The sequence below is a fragment of the Nonomuraea muscovyensis genome, from assembly GCF_014207745.1.
In the GTDB taxonomy this organism is placed as follows: Bacteria; Actinomycetota; Actinomycetes; order Streptosporangiales; family Streptosporangiaceae; genus Nonomuraea; species Nonomuraea muscovyensis.
This window is the reverse complement of record NZ_JACHJB010000001.1, coordinates 2,686,211-2,701,172: the sequence shown is the minus strand read 5'-3', so window position 1 is coordinate 2,701,172 and position 14,962 is coordinate 2,686,211. Positions and strand designations below refer to the sequence as shown.

The following is a 14,962-nucleotide window of genomic DNA, read 5'->3' as shown; positions in this document are numbered from 1 at the left end:
TTACGCCAGTCGGACATGTCGCCCGTGACCGGGCTGACTGCCGTGGTGCCCGCTGGCGGCGCCGTCACTGAGCTACGATGCCAGCTGGGGACGCGGTTTTCCCGCGCTTTTCGGGTCGACGATAGGGGCCGTAGTTGTCGCGCCGGCTGGTCAATATCACCCTGGACAACCTTGACGATCTGCCGCGCCGCTGCCGCAGGTGCGTCTTCTGGGAGCTCGACCCCGTCAACGGAGAGCGGGCCGTCCAGTCGGGCGATCCTGGCCTGGAGAAGGAAGCGTGGATCTCCGCAACGCTGCTCGAATGGGGCAGCTGCGGCAAGATCGTGTACGTGGACGGGGTGCCGGCCGGGTTCGTGCTCTATGCGCCGCCGCTCTACACGCCGCGGTCGGTGGCGTTCCCGACCTCGCCGGTCAGCGCGGACGCGGTGCTGCTGATGACGGCGCACATCATCCCGGAGTTCTCCGGTGGCGGGCTGGGGCGCATGCTCATCCAGGGCGTGGCCAAGGACCTGACCCGGCGCGGGGTCAAGGCGATCGAGGCGTTCGGCGACCTGAAGTGGGAGGAGCCGAGCTGCGTGGTGCCGGCCGACTACCTGCTTTCGGTGGGGTTCAAGACGGTCCGCCCGCATCTGCGGTTCCCGCGGCTGCGGCTGGAGCTCAAGACAGCCGTGTCGTGGCGCGAGGACGTCGAGGTGGCCCTGGAGCGCCTCCTGGGCTCCATGAGCCCCGAACGCGCCCTGCGCCCCGTCTAGCGCCCCCGTGGCCCCGCGAGGTCAGGGGCTCCAGACCATCGTCCGCTGGTGCAGCCGCCGGCCGTCGTACCGGGCGCCGGGGACGAGTGGCGCCGGACCGTGCTCGGCGAAGCCCATACGGGTGAAGAATCGCACGGCCCGCGTGTTCTCGACCAGGGTCTGCAGGTGGCATCCGAGTGAGCCGGTCTCCTTGAGCCGATCGAGCCAGTGGCGCATCAGCCCGTCGGCCGCACCGGTGCCACGCGCTTCGCGCGCCACGTTGATGTGCAGGTGCGCGGGCCACCGGGGATCGTCGAAGTCGCCCGCGGTGGGCTGCTGCCTGAGCCTGGCCCACGCCACGTCGACCAGGGCGCGTGCGAAGAAGGCCACGGGCCGGGCACGGAACATCAGCCGGTGCTCCCTGATCGCCCGGCTCATACGCTCGCTTTCGCTGGGGAACGCCGAGCTGTCGGGACACCCCGCCAGGTAGCCGACGAGCGCCCCGCCGACCACGGCGAGGAAGAGCGAGTCGGGGGTCAGGTCCATGTAGGGCTCCAGGTAGACCGCCGCCTCGGACTCCACGTGCCCCCACAGCGACGCGGTCGGCGATCCCGCGCCTGCACGGGTGAACAGCTCACGCAGCTCGGCGCTGTCGGTCTCCTTGAACGTACGGATCTCCATCAGGTCCCCTTAACTGCGTATAATGTACTGTGTACAACGTACATTATTAGTGGGCGAAGGTGTAGTGGGATGACGGAGCTGCCACCGGTCGTGGCACGGATGTGGGGACGCGAGCCCGTCTCGCGCCGGGGGCCTCGACCGCGTCTGGACGTGGCGACGATCACGGCCGCCGCCATCGAGATCGCCGACGCCGACGGGCTGGCCGGGGTCTCGATGAGCGGCGTCGCCGCGCGGGTGGGCGTCGCGCCGATGGCGCTGTATCGGTACGTCGGCAGCAAGGACGAGTTGCTGGTCCTCATGGCCGACGGCGCCGTCCCCCCGCCGCCGGAGCGGGGCGAGCTGACCTGGCGCGCCTACCTGGTCGTGTGGACCCGGGCCAACCGCGACCTCCTGCTGCGGCGCCCCTGGCTGCTGTCCGTGCCGGGCGTCAACCCGCCCATGGGGCCGCGGCAACTGCGCTGGCTCGACCGTGCCCTGGACGCGCTCGCCGGCACCGAGCTCGACGACGGTGAGAAGTTCAACGTCGTCACCGCCCTCAGCGGCTACGCGCTGAGCGACGCCACGCTCGTGCACACGATGATGATCGGCGACCCGCGGCTCGACGACGCGGGGATCACGGGGGCCGCCGACTACGGCGAGGTGCTCGCCGAGGTGCTCGACCCCGAGGCGTACCCCGCGCTGTCGGCCATGATGCGCGCCGGGCTGCTCCGGACGTCCGAGGGCTGGACGGCGGACTCCGACTTCCTGTTCGGCCTCGACCTGCTGCTCGACGGCGTCGAGGCGTTGATCGCCCGGCGCGCGCCCCGGCCGGGCGGCTGAGCGGGCGGCCGGGCAGGCGGCCGTACGGGGCCTGGACACGCCGAAGCCCTCCTGCGCGCACGTAGGAGGGCTTCGGCGAACGGGTCTAGATGATGCCGTCGAGCTCGCGCAGCAGCATGGCCTTCGGCTTTGCGCCGATGATCTGCTTGACGACCTCGCCGCCCTTGAAGACGTTCATCGTCGGGATCTGGAGGACGCCGTAGTCGCGCGGAACCTGAGGGTTCTCGTCGATGTTGAGCTTGACGATCTCCAGCTTGTCGCCGTGGTCGCGGGCGATCTCCTCGAGGATGGGCGCGACCTGACGGCACGGGCCGCACCACTCGGCCCAGAAGTCGACCAGAACGGGCTTGTCGCTCTTGAGGACCTCGGCTTCGAACGTGGCGTCGGTTACTGCCTTCACGGTGCGCTCCTAACTTTCCTGGGCGGCCAGCCAGCGCTCGGAGTCGAGTGACGCCGAGCAGCCGGTGCCGGCCGCGGTGATGGCCTGACGGTAGGTGTGGTCGACGACGTCGCCGGCGGCGAACACGCCCTGGATGTTGGTGGCGGTCGAGGGGGAGGAGACCTTGACGTAGCCTTCGTCGTCGAGCTCTATCTGCCCCTTGACCAGCTCGGTGCGCGGGTCGTGGCCGATCGCGAGGAAGAGGGCGTCGGTGGCGAGCTCGCACTCCTCGCCCGTCTTGACGTTGCGCAGCTTGACCGCCTCCACCCGGGTGTCACCGAGGACGTCGGTCACCTCGCTGTCCCAGACGAAGCGGATCTTGTCGTTGGCGAACGCCCGCTCCTGCATGATCTTGCTGGCTCGCAGCTCGTCGCGCCGGTGCACGACGGTGACCATGCGCGCGAACCGGGTCAGGAACGTGGCCTCCTCCATCGCCGTGTCGCCGCCGCCGACGACCACGATGTCCTTGTTGCGGAAGAAGAAGCCGTCACACGTGGCACACCACGACACGCCACGGCCGGAGAGCCGCTTCTCGTTCTCCAGGCCGAGCTCACGGTAGCCGGAGCCCATCGCCAGGATGACGGACTTGGCGTAGTAGGTGTCGGTGTAGGTCTTGACGACCTTGGGGTTGGCCTCCAGGTCCACCTCGACCACGTCGTCCGCGACCAGTTCGGCGCCGAACCGCTCGGCCTGCTTGCGCAGGTTGTCCATGAGGTCGGGACCCATGATGCCGTCGGGAAAGCCGGGGAAGTTCTCCACGTCGGTGGTGTTCATCAGTGCACCACCCGCCGTGACGGAGCCCTCGAAGACCAGCGGCTTCAGCTCGGCGCGCGCGGAGTAGACGGCCGCGGTGTAGCCAGCGGGACCGGACCCGATAATGATCACGTTACGAACGTCGCTCAACGCTCCCACGCTGCCTTCCTCGTCTGCTGTTGCCAGTGGCGTCAACAGATCCTAGGCCGCCGCCATTCCCGGCCCCCACCCGCGACACCTCCGGAAACCGAAAGAGCCCGCCGAAGCGGGCTCTGACGTGGGGCGAAGGCGGCTACCAGCGGCCGATCGTCGGCTTGCGGAGGTTCTTGCACCTGAACGGATCGACGATGTCGAGCCGGATCTTCGCGGCGCCCTCACTCCTGCGCGAGGCCAGGATGACGGCCTCCTGACCGTTGTACTGGCCCTGGTCCACGGCGAAGATGGTGAGCTTCGTCCGGCTGGACACCCGGTCCACGCACTTGGCCACCTGCGCCTCGTCCTCCGAGGCCCCCTTGAAGATGGGGGCCGGGCCGAAGATGCCTTCGAGGGGCTGGCGCAGCTCGGCGTCGCTGTAGTTGTGGCCGCTGTCGGTGAGCGCGTACGGCCGCGCGGCCTTCTTCGGCACCCTGGTGGGCGTGGACGGCTGAGCGGCCTGAACCTGCTGCTGCCCGGCGCCACCCGAACCCGTGCCCGACGCGAGCAGCCCCGTCGAGACCACCGCCGTGCCGACCACGGCCGCGGCGGCCGCCGCGGCAACGGCGGGCATCGCCCACCGGCGTCGCCGGGACTCCCGCCGCTCGGTCAGCGCGGCCGGGACGATGGAGCCGTCGTCGGCGACCACCCCCAGGCGCACCGGCTCGGGGGCCTGCTCGGGCTCCTCGGCGGCCGGCGCCGGCACCGGCTCGGACACGCGCTGGAACACCGGCTCGTACACGGTCGCCGGCCGCTCCCACGGGGCGTCCCGCATGAGCTCGTCCCAGTCAGGAGTGTCCGCGAGGCCCACACCTCCCTTCCGGGACTCGGCCTCGGCGGCGAGCGCCTTGTCGATGCGCAGTGCGACACCCATCGGCATGGCCGGTGTGGGGGTCGCCGCGAGCACCTCGCGAACCGCTGCAAGATCTGCCAGTAGCTCCCCACACGGGTCGCATACCGCGAGATGGTCGCGGACCTGGCGGGCCTTGCCGGCGTCCAGGAGACCCTCGGCCAGATCAGCCAGGATGTCCAGATCGTAGTGCGTATCACCCGTCACGAAGTTCTGCTCCCTTCGCGGATGAGACGCGAGTGAAGTCGGAACGGTTCCGCAGATGCGAAAGAATTGGGGCGAGTTTCGCTCTTCCCCGGGCACAGCGGCTCTTCACCGTGCCGCTGGGCACCTCCAGCACCTGAGCTGCGTCTTCGACCGAATAGCCCATCATGTCGACGAGGACGAGGGCCGCACGCTGGTCGGCGGGCAGCAGCTTCAGGGCGGCCGAGACCTCCATGGAGACCTCGCGCTCGCCCGTCTGGTCGGGCATCGGCGTGTCGCGCTCGGCGGCCTCGATCAGCTCGTCGTCGGCGACCGGCCGGATGGACTTGCGGCGCATCCGGTCGAGGCAGGCGTTGACCACGATCCGGTGCAGCCAGGTGGTGACGGCCGCCTCGCCGCGGAACGTGGCGGCCTTGCGGTAGGCGGAGACGAAGGCGTCCTGCACGGCGTCGGCGGCCTCGTCGGGGTCGCCGAGAGTGCGCAGGGCGACGGCCCACATGCGGTCGCGGTGCCTCTTGACGATCTCGCTGAACGCGTGTGGATCCCCGTTGATGTGCGCGGCCAGCAGCTCGGCGTCGCTGACCGCCGGCCGTTCCGCGGATGAAGGTGTCTCGGGTGGGGAGTTCACAAGAGGGGTTCCTGAAATTATGCCGATCCGGGAGAGTGCACCACTACTTCATAGATGGTGCCATGAAACCCGCCCGTGTCCGCCGGAAGTCGCGTAAACCAGATCAAAACGTACTGACCGCTCGTGGCTTCCTCGGGCGTCAATGTGATCTTGCCAGACGCGTCCTTGTTGCGGGCAACGGTTTTCAGCGCGGACAACTCGGGCTTGTCGCCGACCTTGAGCTCCACGCCGGCTCCCGGCGCCTTCGACAGCGTCGCCACCACGTCGCTGATCTGCATGGACTTGCCCATGTCGAGCATCAGGCCCACGCCGTCCTTGAGGTTGCCGAACTCGGCGGTGTTGTAGTTGTCGGTCTTCCACAACGTGCCGGGCTTGCCGTCGAGGGTCAGTTCGGCGCCTTCGTTCTCCTCGTTGTCACCGAGCGGGTCGAAGGCGATGGCCTTCTTCGGCTTGACCGCCTGGGGTGCGGTCTTCGGGCTGGCGGAGCCGGCTGTCGGCGAGGTCTGCGCCTCCGGCGCGCCGGGGTTGCCCAGGCTGCGTCCGATCGTCCAGGCGCCCACGCCCACCGCGGCGATGACGAGCAGCACCACGACGGTCATCAGCGCCCGGTTGACCATGCCGCCGCGCGGAGCGGGCGCCGGGCGCTGCATGGTGGGGCGGTGCAGGGGGACGGCGGTGTGCCGGTCGGTGCCGGGCCCCTCGGAGGGCGACGCCACGGTGACCGAGGGCGGCGGCGAGTTGTAGGGCAGCGGGATCGGCATGGGCCTGGCCACGCCCGCCAGCGACTCGGCGACGTCGGCCGGGCTGGCCAGGGCCGGCTGACCCCGGCGCGACTCGGGCAGGCAGGCCCGGACGGTCACCGTGTCGAGATAGCTCGGCACCCCGGCGGTGACCTGGCGGGGAGTGCAGAAGTGCCCGTCGTCCATGGGGGCGGAGGGCAGGCCGTCCTCCTCCTCGTCACCGGGCCAGTGGCCGGTCAGCCCGGCGTAGAGGAGCCGGCCGAGCCCCTCTGCGTCGTCGAGCGCGGGCTGGTCGGTGGTCAGGCCGGACAGGGCCGCGTCGACGGCCACGCCGAGCACCTTGACCGTGTTGCCGGTCGTCCAGATCAGGTGGGACGGGCGCAGGCACAGGTGGTAGAGGTTGGCCTCGTGGGCGTGCGCGAGGGCCTCGGCCGCCTCGGCGACCAGCCCGGCCGCCCGCTCCGGGTCCAGCGGCCCCGCAGAGGCCAGGTCGGCGAGCGTGTCGCCGGTGACCCACTCGCTGACCACGTAGGAGCGGCCGTCGTCCTCGGCGGCGTCGAACACCTGGGTCAGGCGCGGGTCGGTGAGCCGGCTGGCGGCCCGGGCGGCCGTGACGACCTCGTGGACGCGGGGGAAGTCGGGGGAGAAGGTGAGGACGGCGACGGGGCGGGCGAGGATCTCGTCGATGGCCTTCCACAGGGTGGCGCCGTCGGACTCCGCGACGCGGTCTTCGAGCCGGAAGCGCTCGGCGAGACGGGTGCCGGGTTCGACCGCCGACGTGCTCACTGACCTACTCCGCTCGTGGGCGTGCTCATGACTCGTCTCACCTGCGTGGTGTCCCACGTAGGCACGCTATGCCGGGTGGATCCGCCCACGCCCCTCCTGCTTCCATTCGCGCGTGTGGCCACCATGGTAGTGCCGCGCCGGTCGGGCCCGCGTTCCTTACCGGCCTACCCGTCCGGCGACCATCCCAACGATCGAGTTCACCTCCGGGATGCGCATCCGGTGGGCGACACCCAGGTACAGCAGCATGCCGAGCCCGCCGCCGACCGCCAGGACGATCAGCGAGTTGACGAAGCCGAGCCCGCCGAAGATCATTTGTACCGCCCAGACCGAGGCCAGCGCCAGCGCGGCCGTGGGCAGCGCGGCGAGGTACATCCTGGTCAGCGCCCAGCCGATCTGCCAGCCGCCGAGCCCCTGGACGCGGCGGCTCGCCAGCCACCAGGCCGTCACCGCGCCGAGAGCATAGGCGACCGCGTAGGCGAAGGCCAGCCCCATCACGGTGTAGGCGAACGGCAGCACCAGGTACATGATCCACATGAGCAGCGCGTTCACCGCCGTCGTGGCCGCCCCGACGTACACCGGCGTGCGGGTGTCGCCGAAGGCGTAGAAGACGCGCAGCAGCAACTGGAAGATCGCGAACGGCACCAGCGCCAGGCCGTACACCTGCAGCACGTTGCCGATGTAGACGGCGTCCTGCACAGTCGTGACGCCGTGCGCGTAGATCGGCACGGTGATCGCCGGCCCGAGCACCATGAGCAGCAGCGACACCGGCACCATGATCGACCCGATCAGCCGCACGCTCGACCCGAACTCGCCGCGCACGTCGCCGAAGCGTTGCTCGGTCACCGCCCGGCTCATCCGCGGCAGCATGGCGGTGATCACCGAGACGCCGATGACGCCGTACGGGAGCTGGAAGAGCTGGAAGGCGAACGTGTAGGGCGTGATGCCGTGGCCGTGCACCGCGTCGCCCGCCGCGCTGGCGAGGTTGGTGGTCAGCATGAAGCCGAGCTGGGTGACGACCACGTAGCCGATCGTCCAGACGCCGGCCCGGCCCATCTCACCGAGCCGGGCGTTGCGCACGTCGAAGCGGGGCGTGAAGACGAACCCGGTCCGCCTCAGCGCGACGACCAGGACGGCCGCCTGTGCCACGATGCCCGCGGTGGTGCCGAGGCCGAGCAGGACGAGCTGGCCGTCGGTGATGCGGGAGACGTCGCCGCCCACGTCACCGGCCACCAGCGCGAAGACCAGCAGCACGCCGATGACCACGATGTTGTTGAGCACCGGAGCCCACATGGGCGCGGCGAAGCGGTCGCGGGTGTTGAGGATCGCGCCGGCCACCGCGCCGATGCCGAAGAACGCGAGCTGCGGCAGGATCAGCCTGGCCAGCAGCACCGCGACCTCGTACTTGCGGCTGCCGGACTCCCAGCCGGTCGTGTAGAGCTGGATGAGCAGCGGGGCCGCGAGCACGGCGAGCAGGGCCACGACGGCCAGCGCCACCGTGGAGATCGTGAGCAGGCGCTGCTCGTAGGCCCGGCCGCCGTCGGGGTCCTCCTTCTGCGCCCGGACGATCATTGGCACCACGACGCTGCTGAGCACGCCGAGCAGGAGCAGGTCGAGGATGCTGTAGGGGATGGCGTAGGCGACGTTGTAGGCGTCGCCCAGCGCGAAGGTGCCGATCGCGTACGCCAGCACCATGGTCCGCACGAAGCCGGTGACCCTCGACACCATGGTGCCCGCCGCCATGACGGCGCTGGCCCGCAGCATGCGGCTCATACGGTCTCACTTTCCCGTGTCCTGGCGGCCCGCGCGAGCCGTCGCTGCGATCTGCGCCTGAGCACCCTCGTCACCACCGCGGCCATCATCACCGTCAGCGCCGCGCCCACGATCACCAGGGCGACTCCGGTGTAGCCCGTGGTCCGGATGGTCAGCTTGACGGGCTTGCCGTACGGCCGGCCGTCGGACGTCTTGAGCTGCACGGTGACCGTGGCGTCGCCGCTGCCCCTCGGCGAGGCCGTCAGCGGGACCTGCAGGGTGCCGCTCTGCCCGTCGCCGCCGATCACCAGCCGGTTGGACGGCTGGGGCTCCACCCGCAGCAGCCTGGGGTTGTTGGAGGTGACCTCGACGTCGACCGTCACCTGGGCCGGCATGGTGTTCTTGACGCTGATGGGGACCACCCCGTTGGACCCCGCCAGGGTGAGTAGCCAGTCGGGGTCGGCCCCGGTGATCGACACCTTGTTCATGGTGGCCTGCACCTTGCCGTCGACCAGTTTGGTCACCGCGCGTCCGGCCCGGGTCTGGTTGCGCCAGGCCGAGGAGGCGGACCGCAGCACGGCGGCGTCGAAGGACGAGACCCGCTTGTCGGTCGTGATGAGTGAGGTGAGCTGCGCCTTCTCCCAGGCGGTCTTGACCGGGGTGAGGTATTTGGCGCCGAGCTCCTCCTTGCGGTCGGCGTCGGTGTAGGTCAGGCCGGCCCGCGGCACCCGCGTCTTGGCGGGCTTGACCGAGTCGAGCGGGGTGAGCGTCAGCCAGGGCAGGCCGCCCGCGGTCTTGAGCAGGCCGGAGACGAGCGTGGGGTTGGGGTCCCAGCGTCGTGACGGCGCCACGACGAGCGAGCGTGGCGCGGTCTGGCCGGGCTCGGCGGCGATCATCGCGGTCTCGGCGATGAAGCGCTGCTTGCTGAGCACCGTCGAGGACGACGCGCCGGGCTCGAACGCGCGGCTCAGCACGGGGTCGGCGACGAGCGCGGTGACGGGCCCGTTGACGGTGTCGAGCGTCGTGGCGGCGTCCGGGGTGACCGTGACGGGCGTCTGGAGCGGCAGGTTGGTCGAGTTGAGCAGGACCTTGCGCACCTGGGCGGAGCCCTTGCCGACGGCGAGCGCGTCGAGGGCGTCGGCGTCGATCCGGCCGGCCGCCGGCCAGTTGACGGCCGCCTGCACGCCGGGCTTGAGCAGCTCACCGGCCTTCTGGGCGCCCAGCTCCAGCGCCCTGCCGGTCAGCGCGTCGAGCCCCTGGTGGACGAGGGCCGTGACGTCGGGGTCGGCGTACGGCGTGGCCACGACGGGCGAGGTGGCCAGGGCCGAGCGCATGTCGGCCAGCCACTGCGCCGCCTCGGGGCTGGCCGGCCTGGTCGCCTCGCCGTTCTTGGCGGTGACGCGGTAGCCCTTGACCATGGCGTTGGCGTCGTCGAGCAGCGACGGCTCGACGAACCAGGTGACGGTCTTGGGCGCCGTCTTGGCGATGCGCGCCAGGTCGGCGAGCCGGCCCTTGCCGGTCAGCGCGGCGCTCAGCTCGTCGTCGGCGAAGGTGCCGTCGTCGGCGCGGTGCGGCTGGTCGATGACGGGCAGCACGACGGCCAGCCGGTTGCGCGGGAGCTTGGGCTGGGTCGGCGGCGCGTAGGTGAGGAACGTGCGCTGCACGGCGAGCCGGCGCCAGCCCTGCTGCTGCACCTCGACCGCGATGGGGTAGGCGCCGAACGACGCGAGCTGGAGCTGTGCCGGGGTGAGGGTGAACTCCCACGGCGTCGAGGCCCCGGCGGCCAGCGTGGGGATGGAGACGCTCGACTGGCTGGAGACGCTGCCCGGGAGTGTCGCGTCGGTCTGGTCGGCCTGGTAGGTCTCCAGCGCGGCCCGGTCGGCGAAGCGCTGGGGGGCGTAGCGCAGCCGGACCAGGAGCTGCGGGAGTTCGGCGCCGGTGTCGTTGCGGATCGTGCCGGAGATCTTGATGACGTCGGCCTGGCCCTTGGCCCACTCGGGCGTGATGGCCGACACCGTGAGGGTGAGCCCCTGGCGGGCGCTCACCGCGGTGTTCACGGTGGTGCTTGTGGTGCTCACGGCGGTGCTCGTACGGGTCGTGGCGGCAGCCGTGCCAGGCGTCGTCGCGACCATGGGCGCGAGCGACGCGATGGACAGAACGGCGAGCAGCGTGGCCTTCCGGATCACGCGTCCGCCCGGGCAGGAGTACGGCGCACGCCCGCAATGGTACGGGCTCAGTGCCGCGACGCGACCGCCACGCGGGGTCCTTTGGGGCGGGGGATCCTCAGGTCCACGATCTTGCCGGGCAGCATGGACAGCAGGTCGAGGGCACGGATGCGGAGCGCGGTGTGTCGTTCGCCGGTGGCCGTGAAGATCGGCTCGGAGTCGGGCTGGAGGCGGTCGTCGATCAGGATCTGGAGCTGGTCGGGCAGCAGGAGCGGGCAGACCAGCCCGGCGGCGTAGTCGGTGGCGGAGTTGACCGCGAAAGCGGAGGCCGGGCGGACCCCGCGGACGCCCAGCAGCCCTCCGACGACCCCGGGCAGCGGCTGCGCCGCCACGGTCGAGACGATGGCGACGACCTGCTCGCCCATCCTCCCGGTGACCTCGAACGCCGTCACGGCCACGCACCTGCCGGGCGGCGCGGAGACGGCCTCGGGCAGCTCGTCCGCGCCTGTGATGGGACGCGGAAGGCGTACGATCTCATGGTGGACCTGGTGTGCGAGGAGCCAGCGGTGGATCGCGAGGGCGTCCTTCATAACACGCTCCTTCGTTCCTTGGCCCCCGACGGTCCTGTTTGACCGACGGTAACCCGGACCTCAGGTGGCCCGGGGGATATGTTCCGGAATCGAAGGACCTACCCAGCTTGTCCGATTCAAATCTGACCGACAACCAGCAGCGGGCCATGACTGACCTGTTCCGCAAGATCGCCCCCGTCGCCGACGAGCTCGGCCGGCTCTTCGCCGACCAGGGCCACGAGCTCGCCCTGGTCGGCGGCCCCGTGCGCGACATCCTCCTCGGCCGCGTCGGCAACGACCTCGACCTGACGACCGACGCCCGCCCCGAGCGGGTCCTCGAACTCGTCCGCGACTGGGCCGACTCGGTGTGGACGATAGGCATCGACTTCGGCACGGTCGGGGTGCGCAAGGGGAGCTGGCAGATCGAGATCACCACCTACCGGAGCGAGTCCTACGACCCCAAGTCGCGCAAGCCCGAGGTGATGTACGGCGAGACGCTGGAGGCCGACCTGGAACGGCGCGACTTCGCGGTCAACGCGATGGCCGTGCGCCTGCCCGGCCACGAGTTCGTCGACCCCTACGGCGGCCTGAAGGACCTGGGCGGGCGGCGGCTGCGCACGCCCGGCACCCCCGAGCAGTCCTTCGGCGACGACCCGCTGCGCATGCTGCGCGCGGCCCGGTTCGCCGCCCAGCTCGGCTTCTCGGTGGAGCCGGCCGTGGTCGAGGCGATGACCGCGATGGCCGAGCGCATCGAGATCGTCTCCGCCGAGCGGATCCGCGACGAGCTCGACAAGCTGATCTGCGGCGTGCACCCCCGCGAGGGCCTGCGGCTGCTGGTCGACACCGGCCTGGCCGCCCACGTGCTGCCCGAGCTGCCCAAGCTCCGTCTGGAGATCGACGAGCACCACCGGCACAAGGACGTCTACGAGCACACCCTGACCGTGCTCGACCAGGCCATCGCCCAGGAGGAGGACGGCAACGCCGACCGGGTCCTGCGCTGGGCCGCGCTCCTGCACGACATCGGCAAGCCCAAGACGCGGCGGCACGAGCCGGGCGGGCGCGTCTCCTTCCACCACCACGAGGTGGTCGGCGCCCAGCTGACCAAGAAGCGCATGACGGAGCTGCGCTTTCCCAAGGACGTCGTGGCCGACGTGTCGCGGCTGGTGGAGCTCCACCTGCGCTTCCACGGCTACGGCTCGGGGGAGTGGACCGACAGCGCGGTGCGCCGCTACGTGCGCGACGCCGGCCACCTGCTCAACCGCCTGCACAAGCTCACCCGGGCCGACTGCACGACGCGCAACAAGCGCAAGGCCGCCGCCCTGTCGCGCACGTACGACCAGCTGGAGCAGCGCATCGCCAGGCTGGCCGATGAGGAGGAGCTGGCCAAGATCCGGCCGGAGCTCGACGGCAACGAGATCCAGCGGGTCCTCGGCGTCGGGCCGGGCCCGATCGTGGGCAAGGCGTACAAGCACCTGCTCGACCTTCGCCTCGACAAGGGCGTCATCGGCAAGGAGGCGGCCACCGAGGCGCTGCTCGACTGGGCGCGCGACAACGGCGTGGCGGCCTCCTGACGGCCGCCCGCCGGGTCGGTCGGTCGGGCCGGGCGGCCGGGTCGGGCGGTCGGGCGAGGCGGCCAGGTCGGGCGGCCGGGTCAGGCCGAGTGGACGCGGGACCTGGTGATCATCCGGTAGGCCATCGCCGCCACCGGGTAACCCACCGCGATGATCGCCACGGCCAGGTAGGACTTGCCGTCGGCCGGCAGGATCGCCGCCGAGAGCGCCGCGGCCAGCACGTACATGCCGTTGAACAGCATGTCGTAGACCGAGAAGGCCCGGCCCAGGTAGGCGTCCTCCACGTCGCGCTGCACGGTGGTGTCGGCGCAGATCTTCACGCTCTGCCCGGCGACGCCCAGCACGAAGCCGGCCGCGGGCAGCCCCCACTCCTGGAACGGCATCACCAGCGCGCCGGCCAGCACGCCGGCCGAGGCGAGGGCGATCGTCACCCACCGCTCGATCGTGAACCGCTCCGTCGCCCACGGCGTGATCAGCACCGCGACGAAGTAGCCGACGCCGGAGGTGGCCACGACCAGGCTGAGCCCGCGCAGGGCCGCGTCGGCGTCGCCGTCGGTGAAGTAGTAGCGGAAGAGGATGATGCCGAGGGCCGTCGCCATGCCGTACAGGAACCGGTGCGCGGCCATCGCGCCCATCGTGGCGGCGGCGATGCGGTGGCCCGCCAGGTGCCTGACGCCGTCGGCCAGGCCGACGACGACGTTGCGCACCGCCTCGCGCGCCTGCGGCCGGTCGGGGTCGTAGGACGGGCCGAGCAGCGAGCGCTCCATCGTGCGGGCGATCAGCGCGCTCAGGCCGAACACCACGCCGGAGGTGACCAGCAGCAGCGCCGTGCCCGCGTCGTCGCCGCCGAGCACTTCGCGCATCCCGATCGCCACGCCCGCGCCCACGAACGTCAGGACGGTGCCCGACGTCGGCACGACGGCGTTGGCCGCCATCAGCCGGTCGGCCGGCACCACGTGCGGGAGCGAGGCGCCGAGCGCGGCCAGGAAGAACCTGTTGACGCCCAGCACGCCCAGCGCGGCGGCGTAGAAGAACGCGTCCGGCATGTCGGCTGCCACCAGGGCGGCGGTCGCCAGCAGGAGCGCCCCGCGCACGATGGGCGCGACCACCAGGATCTGCCGCCGCGACCAGCGGTCGATGAACACCCCGACGAACGGGCCCAGGACGCTGTAGGGCAGCAGCAGCACGGCCAGCCCGGCCGCCACGGCCAGCGCGGTCGTCTGCTTCTCGGGGTTGAAGAACGCGAATCCTGTCACCCCGAACTGGAAGATCCCGTCGGAGAACTGGGACACCAGCCGGGTGCCGAACAGCCGGCGGAAGTCCCGGCCCTGCAGGACCACGCGGAGGTCGGCGACGAAGGACACGCAGCCAGCCTAGCCCGGCGCCCGCCCGGTCCGGCTCGCAAGAGGTTGGCGCCGCAGGTTGCGCATCGCGGTCCACAACACACTCATGATCACGTACGCTTCACAGCGTGACGTCTGATGAACTCGTGGTGCTCGTCGACGACGACGGCCACGCGATCGGCACCGCGCCCAAGGCGTCGGTGCACGGTCAGGAGACTCCGCTCCACCTGGCGTTCTCCAGCTATGTCTTCGACCGTGACGGGCGTGTCCTGCTCACCAGGCGGGCCGCCCACAAGGTCACCTGGCCAGGCGTGCTGACCAACAGCTGCTGCGGCCACCCTCTGCCCGGCGAGCCGCTCGACCACGCGGTCGGTCGCAGGCTCTCCTACGAGCTCGGGCTGCCGCCGGCGCCCGCCGACCTGATCCTGCCGACCTTCGCCTACCGCGCCGTGATGGCCAACGGCGTCGTCGAGCACGAGCTGTGCCCCGTCTACCGCGTCACGGTGGACGGCCCGGCGGTGCCCAACCCGGAGGAGGTCGGCGAGACGCTGTGGATGCCGTGGGAGGAGTTCGCCGGCGCGGTGCTCCGGGGCGAGCTGGTCATCTCGCCGTGGTGCGCGGAGCAGGTGGCGCTTCTCGTGAAGCTGGGCCCCGACCCCATGGACTGGGCCCCGGCCCCGGAGTCGGACCTCCCCCCGGCCGCCCGCGTGGCCTCCTAGCGGGTGGACGTGACCGGCCCCGT

The 14,962-nt window shown here is 71.1% G+C and carries 14 protein-coding genes; 4 read left to right on the top strand and 10 right to left on the bottom strand.

Annotated features, from left to right (window positions below; all coding sequences use genetic code 11):
• Window positions 1-134: 134 nt before the first annotated feature.
• Complete coding sequence (locus tag FHU36_RS12775; protein WP_185083924.1) at window positions 135-752, top strand: GNAT family N-acetyltransferase; 618 nt, start codon at window positions 135-137, stop codon at window positions 750-752.
• Window positions 753-773: 21 nt separating this feature from the next.
• Here the strand turns inward: FHU36_RS12775 and FHU36_RS12770 are convergent, their stop codons facing one another.
• A complete protein-coding gene (locus FHU36_RS12770; RefSeq protein ID WP_185083923.1) occupies window positions 774-1,412 on the bottom strand; it encodes a GNAT family N-acetyltransferase in 639 nt (212 codons plus the stop codon).
• Window positions 1,413-1,481: 69 nt separating this feature from the next.
• Between FHU36_RS12770 and FHU36_RS12765 the strand changes: the two genes are divergently transcribed.
• Window positions 1,482-2,231, top strand: a complete 750-nt coding sequence (locus tag FHU36_RS12765; protein WP_185083922.1) for a TetR/AcrR family transcriptional regulator — start codon at window positions 1,482-1,484, stop codon at window positions 2,229-2,231.
• An 85-nt stretch (window positions 2,232-2,316) separates the two neighbouring features.
• Here FHU36_RS12765 and trxA read toward each other — a convergent pair whose 3' ends face one another.
• The 8 genes from trxA to FHU36_RS12725 form a co-directional block, all read right to left on the bottom strand.
• Window positions 2,317-2,631, bottom strand: a complete 315-nt coding sequence (gene trxA / locus FHU36_RS12760; RefSeq protein WP_185083921.1) for a thioredoxin — start codon at window positions 2,629-2,631, stop codon at window positions 2,317-2,319.
• Between the two features lie 9 nt (window positions 2,632-2,640).
• A complete protein-coding gene (gene trxB / locus FHU36_RS12755; RefSeq protein ID WP_185083920.1) occupies window positions 2,641-3,573 on the bottom strand; it encodes a thioredoxin-disulfide reductase in 933 nt (310 codons plus the stop codon).
• A 142-nt stretch (window positions 3,574-3,715) separates the two neighbouring features.
• Complete coding sequence (locus tag FHU36_RS12750) at window positions 3,716-4,672, bottom strand: anti-sigma factor family protein (RefSeq protein WP_185083919.1); 957 nt, start codon at window positions 4,670-4,672, stop codon at window positions 3,716-3,718.
• On the bottom strand, window positions 4,662-5,297 hold the full coding sequence (gene sigM / locus FHU36_RS12745) for an RNA polymerase sigma factor SigM (RefSeq protein ID WP_185083918.1): 636 nt from the start codon (window positions 5,295-5,297) through the stop codon (window positions 4,662-4,664). Before sigM ends, FHU36_RS12750 begins: the two co-directional genes overlap by 11 nt.
• Before the next feature lie 17 nt (window positions 5,298-5,314).
• Window positions 5,315-6,823 (bottom strand): protein kinase family protein, encoded by a 1,509-nt coding sequence (locus FHU36_RS12740; RefSeq protein ID WP_185083917.1) that lies wholly within the window; start codon window positions 6,821-6,823, stop codon window positions 5,315-5,317.
• Window positions 6,824-6,979: 156 nt separating this feature from the next.
• Window positions 6,980-8,593, bottom strand: a complete 1,614-nt coding sequence (gene murJ, locus FHU36_RS12735; RefSeq protein WP_246502029.1) for a murein biosynthesis integral membrane protein MurJ — start codon at window positions 8,591-8,593, stop codon at window positions 6,980-6,982.
• Entirely contained in the window at window positions 8,590-10,758 is a 2,169-nt protein-coding gene (locus FHU36_RS12730; protein ID WP_185083916.1) for a DUF6049 family protein, read from the bottom strand. Before FHU36_RS12730 ends, murJ begins: the two co-directional genes overlap by 4 nt.
• 47 nt (window positions 10,759-10,805) lie before the next feature.
• A complete protein-coding gene (locus FHU36_RS12725; protein WP_185083915.1) occupies window positions 10,806-11,327 on the bottom strand; it encodes an aminoacyl-tRNA deacylase in 522 nt (173 codons plus the stop codon).
• 146 nt (window positions 11,328-11,473) lie between these two features.
• On the opposite strand from FHU36_RS12725, the gene FHU36_RS12720 reads away from it, so the two are divergent.
• Window positions 11,474-12,877, top strand: coding sequence for a CCA tRNA nucleotidyltransferase (locus FHU36_RS12720; protein ID WP_185083914.1), 1,404 nt, complete (start codon window positions 11,474-11,476; stop codon window positions 12,875-12,877).
• A gap of 80 nt (window positions 12,878-12,957) precedes the next feature.
• Here the strand turns inward: FHU36_RS12720 and FHU36_RS12715 are convergent, their stop codons facing one another.
• Window positions 12,958-14,241: an MFS transporter gene (locus FHU36_RS12715; protein WP_185083913.1), complete on the bottom strand. Its 1,284-nt coding sequence runs from the start codon at window positions 14,239-14,241 to the stop codon at window positions 12,958-12,960.
• A 107-nt stretch (window positions 14,242-14,348) separates the two neighbouring features.
• Here FHU36_RS12715 and idi point away from each other — a divergent pair, with 107 nt between their 5' ends.
• Window positions 14,349-14,939 (top strand): isopentenyl-diphosphate Delta-isomerase, encoded by a 591-nt coding sequence (gene idi, locus FHU36_RS12710; protein ID WP_185083912.1) that lies wholly within the window; start codon window positions 14,349-14,351, stop codon window positions 14,937-14,939.
• The last annotated feature ends 23 nt before the right edge of the window (window positions 14,940-14,962 follow it).